Raw genomic sequence first — 16,659 nt, 5'->3', positions numbered from 1 at the left:
GCGGCTCAACCTGCTCCGGAGGCAATCTACCAGCGCCACCGGTCCCGGGCAGCACGGTGTCCCGTCACCGTCCTTTAAGGACTTCCTTCGGGCGGGCGGGTTCGGCCGCCGGTTCGGGCACCGGGGCGGCCGGGGGCACGATGGCGACGTTGACCGTCCGGGTCAGCCGTTCGTAGGGCGCCCGGTGCTCGCCGTCGAGCAGCACCGCCAGCGGCGTCCAGACGCCCACGACGAACACCGCCGCGGCCAGCGCGACCGGCAGCAGCAGCTGCTCGGGGTGCCTGCCGAGGTCCCAGTGGTCCAGGTCCAGCAGCAGCCAGGCGAGCCACAGCGGCGAGAGCAGGACGCCGTTGCGGACCAGTAGCGCGATCGGCCCGGCCCGGCGGCGGCCCCGCCGCACGACGCGCAGCAGCATCGCCCGCTTCCCGGGCGTCGAACCGGTGACCGCGGGCAGCACCACGAACCAGACGAGCGCGAGGATCACGACCGGCGTGTCGCGGTGCTTCAGGTCCTCGCCGAACAGCGTCAGCAGGCCGAACAGGAAGCCGAGCAGCGCGGCGAACCCGAGCAGGTCGGTGGCCAGCGCGAACAGCCGCCGGGTGAACGTGACCTTCTCGGCGTAGCGGCGGCGGTCGTGCTCCGGCTCCGGCGAAGGCAGCAGCCGGCCGAGCGGGCCGGCCACCAGCCAGCCCACGACGACGCCCGCGGTGTTGAGGATCAGGTCGTCGACGCTGAACAGCCGGTACGGGCACGGGTAGACGAACCACAGGCCGGTCAGCTGCGTCAGTTCGAAGAACAGCGACACGCCGAAGCCGATCAGCGCCGTGGGCACGAGCCGCATCCGCTGCGCGTACCGGACGTAGAACCCGAGCGGTGCGAGCATCACGACGTTGAGCGCGGTGGTCCACACCGCCGGGTTGTGCAGCAGCGCACCGGGGCTCCAGTGCCCGCGGGCGCGCTGCGAAACCACCTCGACGAAGTAGAAGGGCCGCAGCTGCGGAGAACTCGCGTAGGTGTGCCCCGCGCAGTACGCCGGGTCGGCGGGCAGCGGCAGCACCGTCTGCGTGGCGATCGCCAGCAGGTAGAACAGGAACGCGTAGAAGACGAACGTCGGCCATCCGCCGGCGCGGCCCCGCCGGCGGTAGCTGACGAAGGCGGCCGGGAGCATGACGGCCAGCACGAGGAACGGGAAGAGGATGAGGGCGGTCCGGACGGGGACGAGGTAGGTGGCGACCACGGAGCCGGTGGTACCCAGCCGAGCGGGGAGCGAAGCGTGCTTCCCCCGGACGGCTGGGCGATCACCGGCCGGGACTCACTGCGGGGGCGCGTCCTGCTGGCCGCCGCCCTGCTTGTGCAGGAAGTCCTTCACCTTGTCCGAGCCCTGGTCGATCTTGTCGGCGTGGTCGCCGAACCGCTGCTTGGCGGCTTCGGCGGCCTTGTCCACACCCTGGTCGGCCTTGTCCGGGTTGTTCCCGAGCGCTTCCTTCGCCTTGTCGAACAGATTCATCGCTTCAGGCCTCCAATAGGAATCCGATCTTCGGACCTCCCGAGGAGAACACCGGCGCAACCGGCCCGCAACCGAACGGCCGTATGCACTCACCTGTCGTGGGTATTACTGCCCCTTTCCCGGGTGAAAGCTCCGCACCCGCGTTTGGAACCGGGGAGTTCGGGTAGCGTCCGATTCCTTTTGCGGCCGGGGCGGGTCGGTACGGACATGAGCATTGCCGGAAACGGGAAACAGGTGATCGCCGTCGTCGGCGCCACCCCGGCTGCTGACCTTCCCCGAATGGCTTTCCGAAAGGACCTCCCGATGACCGTGCCCCTGACCGACGCCGCCCGCGAAGTGCTCGACGGCCCGCACACGGCGGTGATCGCCACCGCGAACGCCGACGGCCGGCCGCAGTCGTCGGTGATCTTCGTGAAGCGCGATGGCGACACCGTGGTGTTCAGCACGATCGAGGGCCGGCTGAAGACGCGGAACATGCGACGCGACCCGCGGGTGAGCCTGCTGGTTTCGAGCAACCCCGGCCGGTACGTGGAGATCCGGGGCCGGGTCGAGGTCGCCGACGACCCGGAAAAGGTGCTGCTGCACGAAATGTACGACCGGTACATGGGCGGGAAGACACCGCCGCCGGAGCCGGGGGCGCGGCGGCTGATCGTCCGGATCGTCCCGGAAAAGGTGTACCTCTGGCCACCCGCGGCCTGACGGCACGACGGTGCGTGAACCACGCGCCGCCACGATCCGTATATGCGGTGAGGGCCGCCGTCCCCGCCGCAGGGGCCAGGCGGTCGACCCGTGAACCGTGATGTGAGGCCGCGCCATGATGGGAACCACCGGTCTGCCGCTGCTGCGGCGTGCCCGCCGCCGCACCCCGGACGGAGGTGCACCCCTGCCCGACTTCGGGCTGCCCCGGCCCGCCCGGCGGCACGCCGTCGCGGGCGTGGTGCTCACCGTCCTGGCCACGCTGCTGGTGCTGTTCGCGCTCCTCGCGCCGGACGACCTCAACTCGTTCTCGCCGGCAGCACTGGTCCGCGTTCCGGTGGAAGGCCTGATCGTCGCCGCGTTCGTGCTGGTCCTGCCGCCGCGGGCACGCCGCGTCGTCGCCGTGCTGGTCGGGCTGGGGCTCGGGCTGCTCACCCTGATGAAGGCGCTCGACACCGGCTTCTACGCGACGCTCGAGAAGCCGTTCGACCCGGTTTACGACTGGAGCTTCTTCTCCGCGGGCGTCGACTTCCTCGCCGGCGAGATCGGCGACGCGGGCACGTACGCCGTGCTGGCCGGCGCCGTGGTGCTCGCGATCGCCGTCGTCGTCTTCATGGTGCTCGCGATGCTGCGCCTGACCCGGATCGCGGCCGGACGGCGGACCGGTGCGACGCGGGTGGTGGCCGTGCTCGGCGTGATCTGGATCGTCTGCTCGCTGTTCGGCGTCGAGATCGCGCCGGGCCAGCCGGTCGCGGCGCAGAACGCCGCCGCCCTGGCCTACGACGACCTGCGCCAGGTGAGCACGGACCTGCGGGAACAACGGCCGTTCGGCGAGCTGGCCGCCGAGGACGCGTTCCGCGCCACCCCGGGTGACCAGCTGCTGAACGGGCTGCGCGGCAAGAACGTCGTGCTGACGTTCGTGGAGAGCTACGGCCGCGTCGCCCTCGACGACCCGGAGTTCGCGCCGAAGATCGGCGCGACGCTCGACGCGGGCACCGCACAGCTGCGCGCGGCCGGGATCGGCGCGAAGAGCGCGTTCCTCTCGTCCTCGACGTTCGGCGGCGGCAGCTGGCTCGCGCACTCCACCGTCGAGTCCGGCATGTGGATCGACAACCAGCAGCGGTACAACAACCTCCTCGACAGCGACCGGCTGACCCTCGGCGGCGCGTTCCAGAAGGCGGGCTGGAAGACGGTCTGGGACGTCCCCGCGCACACGAAGGACTGGCCGGAGGGCCGGCGGTTCTACCACCCGGACGCCTACTACGACTTCCGGAACATCGGCTACCAGGGGCCCGGGTTCGCCTACGCCACGATGCCGGACCAGTACACGTTCTCGATGCTGCAGCGCAACGAGCTCGCGAAGAGCGCGCAGAAGCCGGTGATGGCCGAGGTGGATCTGGTCTCCAGCCACGCGCCGTGGTCGCCGCGGCCCTGGCTGGTGGACTGGAACCAGGTCGGGGACGGCTCGATCTTCGCGCCCCAGCCGGGTGCGGGGGAGGCGCCGGAGTCGGTCTGGAAGGACCCGGAGAAGATCCGCGAGGCCTACCGCGACGCCACCGACTACTCGCTCAAGACGCTCATCTCGTTCGTCCAGCACTACGGCGACGACAACCTGGTGCTGGTGTTCCTCGGCGACCACCAGCCGCCGGTCGTCACGCCGCAGGGTGCGGTACACGACGTGCCGATCACGATCGTGGCGAAGGACCCGAAGGTGCTGGACCGGATCTCCGGCTGGGGCTGGACCGACGGCCTGCACCCGGCCGCGCAGGCCCCGGTCTGGAAGATGGACTCCTTCCGTGACCGTTTCCTGACCGCGTTCGCCCGCTGACCGTCCCTTGTGGACACTACGCCCGGCGGCTTCCGCCGGGCGCCCCGCGCGCCTGTCGTGGTGGGGCCGGGTGGGGGAGCCCGGCCGATCCACCGCCACGGGAGGGAAAGTGGATCAGCAGGGGGAACCCGGTGCTGCACACCCGGCGCGGCCCGACCGGCTGCGCACCGCGCCGCCCGGGGTGCTGCCGCACTACCTGGTCCTCGAGGCCACCGCGGTCGTGCTGCCGTTCGCGGTGCCGTCGACGGCACCGACCGCGCGGGAATGGCCCTTCTGCGCGATCCTGCTCGGAACGGCGGTGGTGCAGACCGAGCTGTCGGCGAAGGCCGAACGGATGCAGCGGTTCCTCGCCGGGAACCCGCACGTCAGCGTCAGCTCGGTCTGGTTCTTCGCCGCGACGCTCTCGACTCCGCCGGCGCTCGCGTCCGTGCTCACGGTGCTGATCCACGGCCACCTGTGGCTGCGGATGGCGAGCGTCCCCGGCGCGCGGCTGTACCGGCTGACGTGCTCGGTGGCGACGTGCGTGGTCACCATCTTCGCCGCCCGCGGCGCCGCCGACCTGGCCGGCCTCGGCACCGGCGCGCCGGGTGAGGCCGCGACGGTGGCCGCGGGGCTGACGTTCTTCTTGGTCAACACATTGCTGGTGATGATCGGGTGCAAGCTGCACGAGCCGGCCCGCCCGCTGCTGTCGCCGGCCGGGTCGGTGCCGGAGAACGTGCTGGACGCGGCGACGCTGTGCCTCGGGGCGGCGGCCGCGGTGCTGCCGGCCGCCCGGCCGTGGCTGGTTCCGCTGCTGGTCCTGCCGCTCGTGCTGCTGCGGCGCGGGGAGCTGGGACGGCGGCTGGAACTGCAGGCGGGCCGCGACCCCAAGACCGGGGTGCTGACCATCGCGGAGTGGCGGGCCCGGGCCGAGGCCGAACTGGGCCGGGCGGCGCGCATCGGGGGCGACTGCGGGATCCTGATGCTCGACCTCGACCACTTCAAGCGCGTCAACGACACCCACGGGCACCTGGCGGGCGACGACGTCCTGCGCGCGGTCGCCGGGGCCGTCCAGGGCGAGGCGCGGATCTACGACTCGGTCGGCCGGTGCGGCGGTGAGGAGTTCGTCGTGCTGCTGCCCGGCCTCGGCCGGGTCCACTCGGTGGCGGTCGCCGAGCGGATCCGGGACACGGTGGCGGGGCTCACCGTCGTGGCGGCGGACGGGACGAAGATCGCCGGGCTTTCGGTGTCGATCGGGGTGGCGGTCCACCCGGCCGCGGACCGCGGGGTCGACGAGGTGCTCGGAGCCGCGGACAAGGCCGTTTACGAAGCGAAGAACTCCGGCCGGGATCGGGTTTGCGTCAGCCGAGGAGGAATTGCGCGCACCGTCCGCCATCCGTCAGGGTCGCGGGCTAGCCCGGATGGAGCAGCGTGGTGACTTTCCGCTGCGCACGCATTCACTGGCCCGATGAATTGCCGGTAATTCTTCCGCCCTCCTAAGCTTCGTAACGTCGGGGTTCTCCGCGCTGAGGAGTGGTCATGCGAAGGAAATTGGCGGTTCTCGCGGTCGCTGTGTTTTCGCTGTTCGGATTGTCGGTCGTGCCGGCGGCCGCGGCGGGTGGCGACTTCGCGCCACCCGGCTGTTTCGGCGAGCGCTACGGAACGCTCTTCGGGCAGGGCGTCTCGGTCAGCTGCTTTCCGGGTGAGGGCTACGGGTACCGCGTGATCGCGCAGTGTGCCAACGGAAGCGCGTTCTGGTACGTGGCCGGTGATTTCGTGCCGTACGGATTCGGCCCGGCGGTCGCGGAATGTGCGGGCGCGTTGCTCGTCCCGGCGCGGGTGGTCGCCTACCGGGTCGACGAAATCTGATTTCCGCAGGAGCCGTCCGGCCACCCGATTTCCGGGTGGCCGGGCGGTGTCGTGTCCGGGGTGCTTTTTCAGCAGGTGCGGCGGTCGTCCATCGCGTCGCGGTTCCAGTCGATTCCGAGCCCGGGCGTTTCCGGGGGCACCGCGTGGCCGTTTTCGACGGCGAGTTCGGTCCGCGTGATCGCCCGCAGCTGCGGGATGTGCTCGACGTACCGGCCGTTCGGCACGGCCGCCGCGAGGCTCACGTGCAGTTCCATGAGGAAATGCGGGCAGATCTCGACGTTGAAGGCCTCGGCGAGGTGGGCGACCTTGAGCCACGGCGTGATGCCCCCGACCCGGGCCACGTCGGGCTGCAGGATCGACGCGGCGCCGCGGTGCAGGTAGTCGCGGAACTGCGCGATCGAGTAGAGCGACTCGCCCACGGCGATCGGGACGGTGGTCGCCGCGGCGAGCCGGGCGTGCCCGGACACGTCGTCGGCCGGCAGCGGTTCCTCCAGCCAGCACAGGTCGAGCGGGCCGAACGCCGCCGCCCGGCGGACGGCCTCGGCGGCCGTCATCGACTGGTTCGCGTCCACCATCAGGCCGAACCGCGGCCCGACGGCTTCGCGGACCGCGGTGAGCCGTTCGAGATCCTCGCTCGCGTCGGGCTTGCCGATCTTCACCTTGACGCCGCCCCACCCGGCGGTCGTGGCGGCTTTCGCGCCCGCGACGAGCTCTTCGGTGCTCAGGTGCAGCCAGCCGCCCTCGGTGTCGTAGAGCGGAACGCGCGGCCGGAACCCGCCGGCGACGCGCCACAGGGGTTCCCCGGCCCGCCGGCACTTGAGGTCCCACAGCGCGGTGTCGACGGCGGCGAGCGCGAGTGAGGTGATGGCGCCGACGGTCGTCGCCCGGGTGGCGGCGAAGAGGTCTCGCCAGAGCGCTTCGACCAGCCGCGAGTCCCGCCCGACGAGCCGGGGGAGCAGGTGGTCGCGCAGCAGGGCGACGACGGAGCTGCCCCCGGTGCCGATCGTGTAGGAGTAGCCGAGCCCGCTGCCGCCGTCGGCGGTGGTCAGCTCGACGAAGACGGTCTCCTGGGAAGTGAACGCCTGCACGGCGTCGGTCCGCGCCTGCTCGACCTCGACATCGACGAGAAAGGCCTCGGCCCGCGTGACGACAGTCAACGATCCCCCTGACGCAGAATCCTATAGGAAATATGATTCTGGCTGGAGGGGTGGAGGCTGTCAACGGCCGGCGCGCCCGGCGGTGGCGGGGGCCGCGCTGGGGGACGTCGCTCGCCGCCTGTGGTCACGGACTGCGGACGGCCGACCGTCGGCCGCCTGCGGGCGGGCGGGGGACGGTCATGCACGTCTGGTGCCCCGCAGACTCTGGTTCCGCTCGTCACCCGCGCTCGCGTGCTCTACTTGGTCCAGACCTTCGTCGACGCGGACAGGCGGGACCTGTTCGCGGTTGTTTCGTGCGCCGTAAACATGTTTTCCAGCAAAGAAATCCGCCGTGAAGTCCGCAATGGACAGTCGTTCGCCTCCGCGAATTGCGGACAGAAGACCGGACAAATCTGGACCATCTCCACGCCTCACCGCACACTCGGCGCACGGTGTGTTTCTTTCCCCCTGCCTCGAAGGAGACCTCATGCGTCGAAGAATCGCCCTGGCTCTCGGCGGCGCCGCCGTCCTGACCGCGTCCCTCGCCTCCGCGTCGCTCGCCCCGGCCGTAGCCTCGCCCGGGCTGATCGCCGCCATGCAGCGGGACTTCGGCCTGACCGCCGCCCAGGCCGAAACCCGCCTCGGCCAGGAAGTGACGGCCGCGCGGGTGATGCCGGCCGCGCAGCGGGCCGCCGGTGCCGCGTTCGGCGGGGCCTGGTTCGACCCCGCTCTCGGCAAGCTCGTCGTCGGCGTGACCGACCCGGCCGCGGCGGCCGCCGTCCGGCAGGCCGGCGCCGAGCCCACGACGGCGCGGGTCAGCGCCGCGAAGCTCGACGCGGCGAAGGCCGCGATCGACGCCTCCGCCAAGGCGGACCCCGCGCCGGCCGCCGTCAGCGGCTGGCGCGCCGACCCGCGCGCCGGCAGCGTCGTGGTCACCCTGCGGCCGGGCGCGCACAGCGCCGACGTCGACGCCTTCCTCGCCCGGGCCGCCAAAGCCGGCCCGGTAACGGTGGCGACCGCGCCGGCCGCCCAGCCGTTCTCGGCGGGGACTGTCGGCGGCGACCCCTACTACATCAACGGCAACACCCGCTGCTCGATCGGCTTCTCCGTGCAGGGCGGCTTCGTGAGCGCCGGGCACTGCGGCGGCGTCGGCAGCTCGGTCGTCGGCTGGGACGGCTCGGCGATGGGCACCTTCGCCGGCTCTTCCTTCCCCGGCAACGACTACTCGTTCATCCGCATCGGCAACGGCTGGTGGACCGCACCGGTCGTGCTCGGCTGGGGCACGGTGAGCGACGCCCTCGTCCGCGGCTCCTGGGTCGCACCGGCCGGCACGTCGGTGTGCCGCTCGGGCTCGACGACGCACTGGCACTGCGGTGTCGTGGAAGGCCTCAACGAAACGGTCAACTACTCCCAGGGCGCCGTCTACCAGGTGACCCGCACCAACGTCTGCGCCGAACCCGGTGACTCCGGCGGCTCGTTCATCACCGGCGACCAGGCCCAGGGCGTGACCTCGGGCGGCTGGGGCAACTGCAGCTCCGGCGGCGAGACGTGGTTCCAGCCGGTGAACGAGATCCTGCAGACCTACGGCCTCTCGCTCGTCACGGCGTAGTGGCCGCGCACGGCACCGGTCGCGGGTCCCCCATCGGACCGGTGGTCCCGACCGGTGTCGTGCGCACCTCCGTTCTCCCCTGACCGATGAATCCGGCGGGCGCCGCCGGTAGGTACCGGTGGAGCCGCGCCACCGGGGCGCGGTGCGAACCCACCGGGAGTGGTCATGAGCGTGATCGTCGTCGAATTCCTCACCTTGGACGGTGTCGTCGAGGACCCGGACGGCTCCGGTGGCACGGCCGCCGGCGGCTGGGCGTTCCGGCACGGCCCGGAAGCCGTGGCCGGGGACAAGTTCCGGCTCGGTGAGCTGCTCGACACCGGCGTCCTCCTGTTCGGCCGGACGACGTGGGAGCTGTTCGCGAAGCTGTGGCCGGGTCGCTCGGGCGAGTTCCCCGACCGGCTCAACGCCGCGGCGAAGCTGGTTGCCTCGCGAACGCTCGAAGACGTGACCGCGTGGCAGAACTCCGTGCTGCTGCGGGGAGATCTCGTCGACGCGGTCGAGCGCGAGGAACGGGACGTGATCGTCATCGGCTCGGTCGGGGTCGCGCAGACACTCGGCCGCCGCGGCCTGGTCGACGAGTACCGCCTGCTCGTCTTCCCGAGCGTGGCGGGGGAGGGCAGGCGGCTCTTCGACGGCGCGGCGCCCGCGGACCTGCGGCTGGTTTCGACCACGCAGGCCGGGCCGGCGGTGCTCAGCACCTACCGGACGCGCTAGGTCCGCAGGAGGCTCGCGAGCCAGCCGCCGAGGACCTGCTGCACCTCGGCGCGGGTGCGCGCCGGGTCGTCCGCCGCGGCGATCATCCTCGCCGCCTCCATCACCGCGCTGAGCACCAGCTGGGCCAAGGCGCGGACGGGCGTCTCCACGATCAGCCCGTCCGCCCTGGCCTGCTCCAGCACGGAGACGATCAGGCCGAGGCCGTGCTCCGCCTCGATCTCGCGCCAGACGTCCCAGCCGAGCACGGCGGGGGCGTCGGTGAGGGAGATCCGGCGGACCTCTTCGCGCAGGCAGGCGTCGAGGAAGACGCCGAGGCCCTGCAGCATGCCGGTCAGCGGGTCCGCGCCGCCGGCGAACGCGGCCTCGACCTCTTCGGTCAGTTCGCGTTCGAGCTCTTCGACGACGGCGCGGAACAGGCCCTGCTTGTCGGCGTAGTGGTGGTACAGCGCGCCGCGGGTGACGCCGGCGGCGCGGGTGATCTCGTCCGCCGGGACGGCCTGGTAACCGCGGGCGGCGAACAGTTCGCGCGCGGCGGCGACCAGGGCGGCCTTCGTGCCGGCGGAACGGTCCTGCTGGGTACGTCGCACCCGCCTAATCTGCCATGACGCCCGCGAACTCGACGATGTGCCCGGCCAGCGCGGCGGGCTGGTCTTCGGACAGGAACGTGTACGAGTCCGGGACCTCCACGACCTTCGCGTCCGGGAGCAGTCCGGCGAGCCGGTGGGCCAGCCTGATCGGGAACAGCTTGTCCTCCGGGGCCCACGCGAGCAGCACGGGCCGGTCGAAGGTCCGCAGCGCCTCCGCGGCGGCCAGCGTGTGCCGCGGGTGCACGTCCTTCAGCAGCTTGCGCAGGTCGCGGCGCACGTCGGCGGACTTCCGCAGCGGCGAGAGGTAGGCCTGTGCGACGGCGTCCGGCAGCGGCCGCTTGACCACCCAGCCGAAGAGCAGGGGCAGCGGGTACAGCGCGCGGATCCGCAGCAGCTGCCCGAGCACCGCCATCGAACCGGGGATCCGGGCGATCGGCGGCAGCGCCTTGAAGACGGGCGGGAAGAAGTACTCGAAGCAGTCGGACGGTGTGAGCACGACCCGCCCGACCCGCTCCGGACGGCGGCTGAGCAGGATCTGCGTCAGCGCGCCGCCGGTGTCGTTCGCGACGAGCGTGGCGTCCCGCAGATCCAGCGCGTCGAGGAAGTCCGCGATCAGGTCGGCGTTGCCGGCGGGGGAGAGGTCGGCGTCCGCGCGCATCGGGATGTCGTGCGAGCCCAGCGGCAGATCCGGGGCCAGGCACCGGAACCCGGCGGCGGCCACGTCCGGCACCACCTTCCGCCACAGCTCGGCGTTCGTCAGCACCCCGTGCACGAACACCACCGGGGCGCCCTCGCCCCGCTCGAAGTACCGCACCTCGCCGGCCGGCAGCCGGACCCGGTGCTCCTGGCCCAGGGATTCGCTCCGTGTCGTCATGGGACGAGAATACATACGTGGTGTATGTATGTAAATGAAGCTCCACGGCAACCTCGCCGGCCTCGCCCGGGATCACCGACTGCGGGTGGGCGACGAGCCCCCGGTGCGCGGGCGCGAGGCGAACGTGCTCGAGGACGCCGCGGACCGGCGTGGGCTCGCCGCCGATCGGCGACCCGGCTCGTGAGGAATTCACGGCCGATGCGCCGATCGAGACGAGGCGTCGCGCCACCCGGCGGTGGTCGTTGGCGGATGTTTGGCCGGCCGGTGTCTGCTGCGGCGCCCCTGTCGCCGAGCACCCCGGAGGTCTCGATGAGCCCGTCCCGCTTCGACCGCCGCACCCTGATCAAGTCCGGGCTCGCCCTGGCCGGTGGCGTCGCCGCGATGACGGCCTTCCCGGCGATCGCGGAAGCCTACGCGTGGCCGTCTTCGCTGCAGTCGGGCTCGACCGGCGCCGCCGTCAAGGAGCTCCAGATCCGCGTCGCCGGCTGGGCCGCCGACGGTCCGCAGCAGACGTACGTCGCCGTCGACGGCGAGTTCGGGCCGGGCACCGCGGCCGCGCTGAAGCGCTTCCAGGCCGCGAACCACCTGACGGCGAACGGGGTCGCCGACGCCGACGACTTCGCCGCCCTCAACGCACTGGAGTCGGCCGACGGCTCGACCGCGCACTTCGAGTGGAGCGAGTTCATGTCGAAGGACGGCACCGGGTTCGGGGGCGGGAAGGTCGCCGCGGCGACGGTCAAGGAGAACGTCCGGCGGCTGATGTACAAGCTGGAGGCGTTGCGGCTCAAGGCGGGCGGCCGGGCGATCACGATCTCCTCGGGCTTCCGCAGCATCGCGCACAACCAGTCCGTCGGCGGGGCCTCGAACAGCATGCACCTCTACGGCACCGCGGCCGACGCCTACGTCAGCGGGCTGAGCACCCGCCAGGTCTACGTGCTCGCCGAAGCCTGCGGCTTCTCCGGCCTGGAGCGGTACACGCTCTCGGACGCGCACCAGCACGTCGACAGTCGCGTCGAGTACGCCTACGGCTCGCAGAGCTGGTGGTGGGAGAGCGGCACCATCAGCTGAGGTGCGCGGTGATGCCCCGGACTTGGCTTCGGGGAAAGGTCGGATCCGGGGGCACCACCGCCCGCGGGACAGCTGACACGGTGTCCTGCGGTGAACCCACCCTACGAACCGCCGGGGTGCCTGACCAGGGCCTCGATGCGGTGTCGAAGGTTTGTCGCCCGGTCGGTCACCGGACCTACCGAGAGTGGGCCGCCGTGAGGATTTCCTTGGGGCCGGGTTCGTCCGGTGGCCGGTCGCCGTGGCGGTGGACGATCTTCCATTCGCCGTCTTCGCGGCGGTACACGTGCGTGACGCGCAGGGTGTAGGTCTTCGGTCTGCCGTCGACCGACACGGTGTTGTGCTCGAAGCCGATCGTGTAGGCGAGGTCGCCGCTCGTGCCCGCGGCGACGACCTCGAAGCGGTACTCGCGTGAGTCGGAGAAGTGGGCGGCGACCCGGCGGAAGGCGGCGCTGACGTCCGCCCAGCCGGTCCGGATCGGCAGCCAGGCCCCGAAAAGGCTCACCGGGTCGGCCTTCGACCAGAGGGCGGTGCGCGGGCCCGCGTCCCCGTTGTGGATCGCTCGTTCGGCGGCGTTCTGCCGCGGCAGCACGTCGGCCAGGAACTCGTCGGCGGGTGATGGCATGATGACTCCAATACAGTCGGACTGTTTTCAATACAGTGAGGATGTATCGGATGAGCGGGCCCGTCAAGCGGCGGTACGACTCGAGCCGGCGCCAGGAGCAGGCGAGGGAGAACCGGCGCCGCATCCTGGACGCGGCGCACACCCTGTTCGTCACGAAGGGTTACGGCCGGACGACCATTGCGGACGTCGCCGCCGAGGCCGGGGTCGCGCCCGAGACGGTCTACTCGGCGTTCAAGAACAAGCCCGCGCTGCTGCACCGGACGTGGGACGTGGCCGTCGGCGGGGATGACGAGGACGTGCCCATGCTGGAACGCCCGGAGCTGCGGGCCCTCTTCGCCGAGCCCGACCTGCGAGCCCGGTTCACGGCGTTCGCGGTCGTCAACACCGCGGCCATGCGGCGGACCGCGCGCCTGCACCTCGCCGTGCGTGGCGCGGCGGCGAGCGACCCCGCGGCGGCGGCGATGCTCGCCGAGATCGACCGCCAGCGGCTGGCGGCGATGGCCGGCCACGCCGAGGCGGCCTCGGCCACCGGGCAGCTCGCGGTCGCCGAGGAGGAGTGCCGCGACGTGCTGTGGTCCACGACGGACGGGACGCTGTGGCACCGGCTCGTCGAGGGCCGCGAGTGGTCCGACGAGCGGTACGCGGCCTGGCTCGGCCGGCTCTGGGTGTCGTCGTTCGTGGTAGCCTTCAGTTGAAACTTCAACCGATTGTGTGCCGCGCGCGGGAGCCCCGATGTCGATCTTTCGCCTGAACCACGCCGTGCTCTACGTCCGGGATCTGGCCGAAAGCGTCGCGTTCTACCGGGACGTCCTGGGCTTCGACTACATCGAAGGCGGCGACGCGCACCGCGGTGCGGCGTTCCTGCGGGCGCCCGGATCGACCAACGACCACGACCTGGGCCTCTTCGAGCTCGGCGCGCACGCCGCGGACTCGGGTGCGGGGGACACGTCGGTGGGGCTGTACCACCTCGCGTGGGAAGTCGACACGCTCGGCGACCTCGAGCGGCTCGCCGGCCGGCTCACCGAAGCCGGCGCGCTGGTCGGCTCGTCCGACCACGGCACCACGAAGTCCTTGTACGCCAAGGATCCCAGCGGGCTCGAGTTCGAGGTCGTCTGGATCATCCCGCGCGAGCAGCTGACCGACGAGGACCGGTCGAAGAACGGGCGGCTCGATCTCGCGGCGGAGCTGGCGAAGTACGGTCCCGACGCCCGCAGTGGCGTCGGGATCTCGCGCCCCTAGGTCGCGCGTCCGAGGTTCGTCGACAGCGGACTGGCCCTGCGCGCCGAAGTGGTGTCGGGTGCATCGGACCTGGATCTGCCGAGGGTCACAGCGGCTGGTCCGGCGACATGAATGAGTCATTCATGTCGCCGGACGAGGTGAATGACTCATTCATGTCGTCGCGGGCGGGGCTGCACGGGCCGAGGCTGCCGGGGCTGGCCGTGAGTGTGAAACAGGGCTAGAACACGGTTTCTCACTCACGCCCCACCGTCGACGAACCTCGGACGCGCGACACTAGGTCGTGACGCGGGCCCGCGCCGGTTCGGAAGGCCGCTGCAGGGCGGGGAGGTTGCCGAGCGCGAAGCGGCCCGGGCCGACGAACGCGACGACGAGCAGGCTCCAGCAGAACAGGGTCGCCGCCTCGCCGCCGTTCTGGATCGGCAGCAGGCCGGTCGGCAGGTGCACGGTGAAGTACGCGAAGGCCATCGAGCCGGACCCGAGGACGGCGGCTGCCCGGGTGCCGAGGCCCAGGCAGATCAGCGCGCCGCAGACGAGCTGGATCACCGCGGCCCACCACCCGGGCCACGCCCCGACGGCGGCGGGGGCCTTCGCGCCGAACAGGCCGAACAGCGTTTTCAATCCGTGGCAGGCGAACAGGAAGCCGATGACGATCCGGTAGAGCCCGATGACGTGGTCGCGGGCCGGGTCCAGGCGGTGCATGGTTCCTCCGGTGGCGGGGTGCGGGCGGCATCGAACCGGCCGGCGGTGCCGCCGGCCACTGTGGATTCGGTGTATTCCAGATATACCGCTCGTGAGAAGGTCACACACCCCCCGAAAGTTGCTTAACCGGTTTTCCGGGGGAATACCCCCTAGTGGTCTATACCTTTCGGTTTATGCTGTGGCAGCAACGGAAACCGCCAGATGGGTGATCGCCGGATAGTGGTCCAGACCAGTTAATCGACTGGTCCGTGTTTCGCTATTGTTTCCGATTCTTTTCGGCTGGTCGCGTTCACGGTCAGAGGTGCGCCTGGGGGCCGGCGGATCAGTTCGGTCACCCGCGCCCCTGCGTGCGCCGGCCGAGGGTGTGACGGAGACTGTGCGAACATGTTCGTCACGAACGTGCTCGGAACGAACATGTTCGCTACAGTGGAGGCATGGCTCCGGAAAGCACCTACAACCGCCGTGAGCGCCCGACGAAACCGGCGTTGACCCGCGAAGGGATCGTCGCGACGGCGGTCGCGGTGATGCGCGCCGAAGGCGTCGAGCGCGTCACCATGCGCCGGCTCGCCAAGGAGCTCGACACCGGCCCGGCCTCGCTCTACGTCTACGTCAAGGACACCGAAGAGCTGCACGCGGCGGTGCTCGACGAACTGCTGGCCGAGGTCGACCTCGGCGGCACCGGGGACTGGCGCGAACGCCTGTGGGCGGTGCTGGACTCCTACCGGTCGGTGCTGTTCGCGCACCCGAGCCTCGCTCGCGTCGCGCTGGTCACCCGGCTGAGCGGGCCGCACTACCTGGCCGTCGTCGAGGCGGTCCTCGCGCTGCTCGACGAGGGCGGCATGGCGCCCGGCCAGGCCGCCTGGGCGGTCGACGTGCTGCTGCTGACCGCCACGGCGACCGCCGTCGAACACGGCAGCCGCCGGGAGAAGCCGGGCGCCGACCGCGAGCACGAGGTCATGGCCGACTCCCTGGCCACCGCCTCCCCACAGACCCATCCGCACATCGCCGCGCTGGCCGCCGACCTGGTGTCCGGCCCCGGCCCCGCCCGCGCGCGGTGGGCGTTCGACGCGCTGCTCAACGGCGCGCTCGCCACCCCGCGGCCCGAACCCGAGGAGACCTCGTGACCGGAATCGCCATCGTCGGCGGGGGACTGGGCGGCCTCACGCTGGCCCGCGTCCTGCACACCCGTGGCATCGCCTCGACCGTCTACGAGCTCGACGCCTCACCCACCGCCCGCGACCAGGGCGGCACGCTCGACCTGCACGAGGAGTCCGGCCTGCGAGCCCTCGCCGAAGCCGGCCTGATCGAGCAGTTCCGCGTCGTCGCGAGGGAAGAGGGGGAGGCCCTGCGGATCCTCGACCGCGACGGGGTCGTCCGGTTCGAGGAGGCCGCCGAAGCGAGTGGCGGCACCCGGCCCGAGGTGGATCGCGGGGCGCTCAAACGGATCCTGGCCGAGTCGCTGCCGGACGGCGTCGTGCGCTGGGGCACCAAGGTGACCGCGGTGGCCGCCGGCCGGCTCACCCTGGACACCGGCGAGGTCGTCGAGGCCGGCCTGGTCGTCGGCGCGGACGGCGCGTGGTCGAAGGTCCGCCCGCTGCTGTCGGCCGCCGTGCCGGTCTACTCCGGACTGTCGTTCGTGGAGGCCCATCTGTCCGATGTGGACGACAAGCACCCCGCCGCCGCCGCGCTCGTCGGCCCGGGTTCGATGTTCGCGCTGGCCGGCGGGAAGGGCCTGATCGCCCAGCGCAACGGCGGCGGGCGGATCCGCGTGTACGCCGCCGTGAAGAACGAAGACCCCGCCGCGGTCACGGCTCTCGCCGACCGCGAACGGCTGCTCGACGTCTTCGCCGACTTCGACGCCGGGTTGCGCGCCCTCCTCGCGGAAGGCGACGGCGCACTGGTTCCGCGCCCGATCCACGCCCTGCCGGTCGGCCACCGGTGGGACCGGGTGCCGGGCGTGACCCTGCTCGGCGACGCCGCGCACGTGATGTCGCCGTTCGCGGGCGAGGGTGCGAACCTCGCCATGCTCGACGCCGCCGAACTGGCCCTCGCGCTGGCCGGCCACGACGACGTCGAAAGCGCTCTCGCGGCGTACGAAGCCGCACTGTTCCCCCGGACGGAAGAAGCCGCCCGCGACTCCGCGGACAACCTCGAAGCCTGCTTCCGGCCGGACGCGCCCGGCGCGATGGTCGAGCAGATGACCCGGTTCGCCGCCCAGCACTGAACCTGCGG

Annotated in this window: 19 protein-coding genes; 12 read left to right on the top strand and 7 right to left on the bottom strand. The window is 71.6% G+C overall.

Annotated features, from left to right (window positions below; translation table 11 throughout):
• Positions 1–64 precede the first annotated feature (64 nt).
• Both QRX60_RS39860 and QRX60_RS39855 read right to left on the bottom strand, forming a co-directional pair.
• Entirely contained in the window at positions 65–1,237 is a 1,173-nt protein-coding gene (locus QRX60_RS39860; RefSeq protein WP_285996628.1) for a VanZ family protein, read from the bottom strand.
• Positions 1,238–1,312: 75 nt separating this feature from the next.
• Positions 1,313–1,507 carry an antitoxin gene (locus QRX60_RS39855; protein WP_284746680.1) on the bottom strand — a complete coding sequence of 65 codons (195 nt, stop codon included), beginning with the start codon at positions 1,505–1,507 and terminating at the stop codon, positions 1,313–1,315.
• Between the two features lie 303 nt (positions 1,508–1,810).
• Here QRX60_RS39855 and QRX60_RS39850 point away from each other — a divergent pair, with 303 nt between their 5' ends.
• From QRX60_RS39850 to QRX60_RS39835, 4 genes are all read left to right on the top strand, one after another.
• Positions 1,811–2,206: a PPOX class F420-dependent oxidoreductase gene (locus tag QRX60_RS39850; protein ID WP_285996627.1), complete on the top strand. Its 396-nt coding sequence runs from the start codon at positions 1,811–1,813 to the stop codon at positions 2,204–2,206.
• 115 nt (positions 2,207–2,321) lie between these two features.
• Entirely contained in the window at positions 2,322–4,031 is a 1,710-nt protein-coding gene (locus QRX60_RS39845; RefSeq protein ID WP_285996626.1) for an alkaline phosphatase family protein, read from the top strand.
• 109 nt (positions 4,032–4,140) lie between these two features.
• On the top strand, positions 4,141–5,448 hold the full coding sequence (locus QRX60_RS39840) for a sensor domain-containing diguanylate cyclase (RefSeq protein ID WP_285996625.1): 1,308 nt from the start codon (positions 4,141–4,143) through the stop codon (positions 5,446–5,448).
• 101 nt (positions 5,449–5,549) lie between these two features.
• Positions 5,550–5,879, top strand: coding sequence for a hypothetical protein (locus QRX60_RS39835; RefSeq protein ID WP_285996624.1), 330 nt, complete (start codon positions 5,550–5,552; stop codon positions 5,877–5,879).
• A gap of 68 nt (positions 5,880–5,947) precedes the next feature.
• On the opposite strand, the gene QRX60_RS39830 is transcribed toward QRX60_RS39835, so the two are convergent.
• A complete protein-coding gene (locus QRX60_RS39830; protein WP_285996623.1) occupies positions 5,948–7,036 on the bottom strand; it encodes a mandelate racemase/muconate lactonizing enzyme family protein in 1,089 nt (362 codons plus the stop codon).
• Positions 7,037–7,502: 466 nt separating this feature from the next.
• On the opposite strand from QRX60_RS39830, the gene QRX60_RS39825 reads away from it, so the two are divergent.
• Both QRX60_RS39825 and QRX60_RS39820 read left to right on the top strand, forming a co-directional pair.
• Entirely contained in the window at positions 7,503–8,624 is a 1,122-nt protein-coding gene (locus QRX60_RS39825; protein WP_285996622.1) for a S1 family peptidase, read from the top strand.
• Between the two features lie 165 nt (positions 8,625–8,789).
• Positions 8,790–9,338 carry a dihydrofolate reductase family protein gene (locus tag QRX60_RS39820; RefSeq protein ID WP_285996621.1) on the top strand — a complete coding sequence of 183 codons (549 nt, stop codon included), beginning with the start codon at positions 8,790–8,792 and terminating at the stop codon, positions 9,336–9,338.
• Here the strand turns inward: QRX60_RS39820 and QRX60_RS39815 are convergent.
• Both QRX60_RS39815 and QRX60_RS39810 read right to left on the bottom strand, forming a co-directional pair.
• Entirely contained in the window at positions 9,335–9,925 is a 591-nt protein-coding gene (locus tag QRX60_RS39815; protein ID WP_285996620.1) for a TetR/AcrR family transcriptional regulator, read from the bottom strand. The two genes, QRX60_RS39820 and QRX60_RS39815, sit on opposite strands and share 4 nt — an antisense overlap.
• A 4-nt stretch (positions 9,926–9,929) precedes the next feature.
• The gene (locus tag QRX60_RS39810) at positions 9,930–10,799 is read right to left on the bottom strand and encodes an alpha/beta fold hydrolase (protein WP_285996619.1); all 870 of its coding nucleotides are present in this window, start codon (positions 10,797–10,799) and stop codon (positions 9,930–9,932) included.
• Between the two features lie 34 nt (positions 10,800–10,833).
• On the opposite strand from QRX60_RS39810, the gene QRX60_RS39805 reads away from it, so the two are divergent.
• Together QRX60_RS39805 and QRX60_RS39800 are read left to right on the top strand one after the other, a co-directional pair.
• Positions 10,834–10,983, top strand: coding sequence for a hypothetical protein (locus QRX60_RS39805; RefSeq protein ID WP_285996618.1), 150 nt, complete (start codon positions 10,834–10,836; stop codon positions 10,981–10,983).
• Between the two features lie 125 nt (positions 10,984–11,108).
• Positions 11,109–11,867: a D-Ala-D-Ala carboxypeptidase family metallohydrolase gene (locus QRX60_RS39800; RefSeq protein ID WP_285996617.1), complete on the top strand. Its 759-nt coding sequence runs from the start codon at positions 11,109–11,111 to the stop codon at positions 11,865–11,867.
• A 175-nt stretch (positions 11,868–12,042) separates the two neighbouring features.
• Here QRX60_RS39800 and QRX60_RS39795 read toward each other — a convergent pair whose 3' ends face one another.
• On the bottom strand, positions 12,043–12,489 hold the full coding sequence (locus QRX60_RS39795; RefSeq protein ID WP_285996616.1) for a YybH family protein: 447 nt from the start codon (positions 12,487–12,489) through the stop codon (positions 12,043–12,045).
• A gap of 50 nt (positions 12,490–12,539) precedes the next feature.
• On the opposite strand from QRX60_RS39795, the gene QRX60_RS39790 reads away from it, so the two are divergent.
• Positions 12,540–13,184: a TetR/AcrR family transcriptional regulator gene (locus QRX60_RS39790; protein WP_285996615.1), complete on the top strand. Its 645-nt coding sequence runs from the start codon at positions 12,540–12,542 to the stop codon at positions 13,182–13,184.
• Positions 13,185–13,221: 37 nt separating this feature from the next.
• Positions 13,222–13,728: a VOC family protein gene (locus QRX60_RS39785; protein WP_285996614.1), complete on the top strand. Its 507-nt coding sequence runs from the start codon at positions 13,222–13,224 to the stop codon at positions 13,726–13,728.
• A gap of 273 nt (positions 13,729–14,001) precedes the next feature.
• On the opposite strand, the gene QRX60_RS39780 is transcribed toward QRX60_RS39785, so the two are convergent.
• Positions 14,002–14,427 carry a DoxX family protein gene (locus QRX60_RS39780; RefSeq protein WP_285996613.1) on the bottom strand — a complete coding sequence of 142 codons (426 nt, stop codon included), beginning with the start codon at positions 14,425–14,427 and terminating at the stop codon, positions 14,002–14,004.
• A 434-nt stretch (positions 14,428–14,861) separates the two neighbouring features.
• Here QRX60_RS39780 and QRX60_RS39775 point away from each other — a divergent pair, with 434 nt between their 5' ends.
• Complete coding sequence (locus QRX60_RS39775; RefSeq protein WP_285996612.1) at positions 14,862–15,551, top strand: TetR/AcrR family transcriptional regulator; 690 nt, start codon at positions 14,862–14,864, stop codon at positions 15,549–15,551.
• Positions 15,548–16,651: an FAD-dependent oxidoreductase gene (locus QRX60_RS39770; RefSeq protein WP_285996611.1), complete on the top strand. Its 1,104-nt coding sequence runs from the start codon at positions 15,548–15,550 to the stop codon at positions 16,649–16,651. The genes QRX60_RS39775 and QRX60_RS39770 overlap by 4 nt, the downstream gene beginning before the upstream one ends.
• Positions 16,652–16,659 lie beyond the last annotated feature (8 nt).

This window comes from Amycolatopsis mongoliensis (assembly GCF_030285665.1).
Classification (GTDB): Bacteria; Actinomycetota; Actinomycetes; order Mycobacteriales; family Pseudonocardiaceae; genus Amycolatopsis; species Amycolatopsis mongoliensis.
Note: the sequence above shows the minus strand (reverse complement) of the source record. Positions and strands in the feature narration are given on the sequence as shown.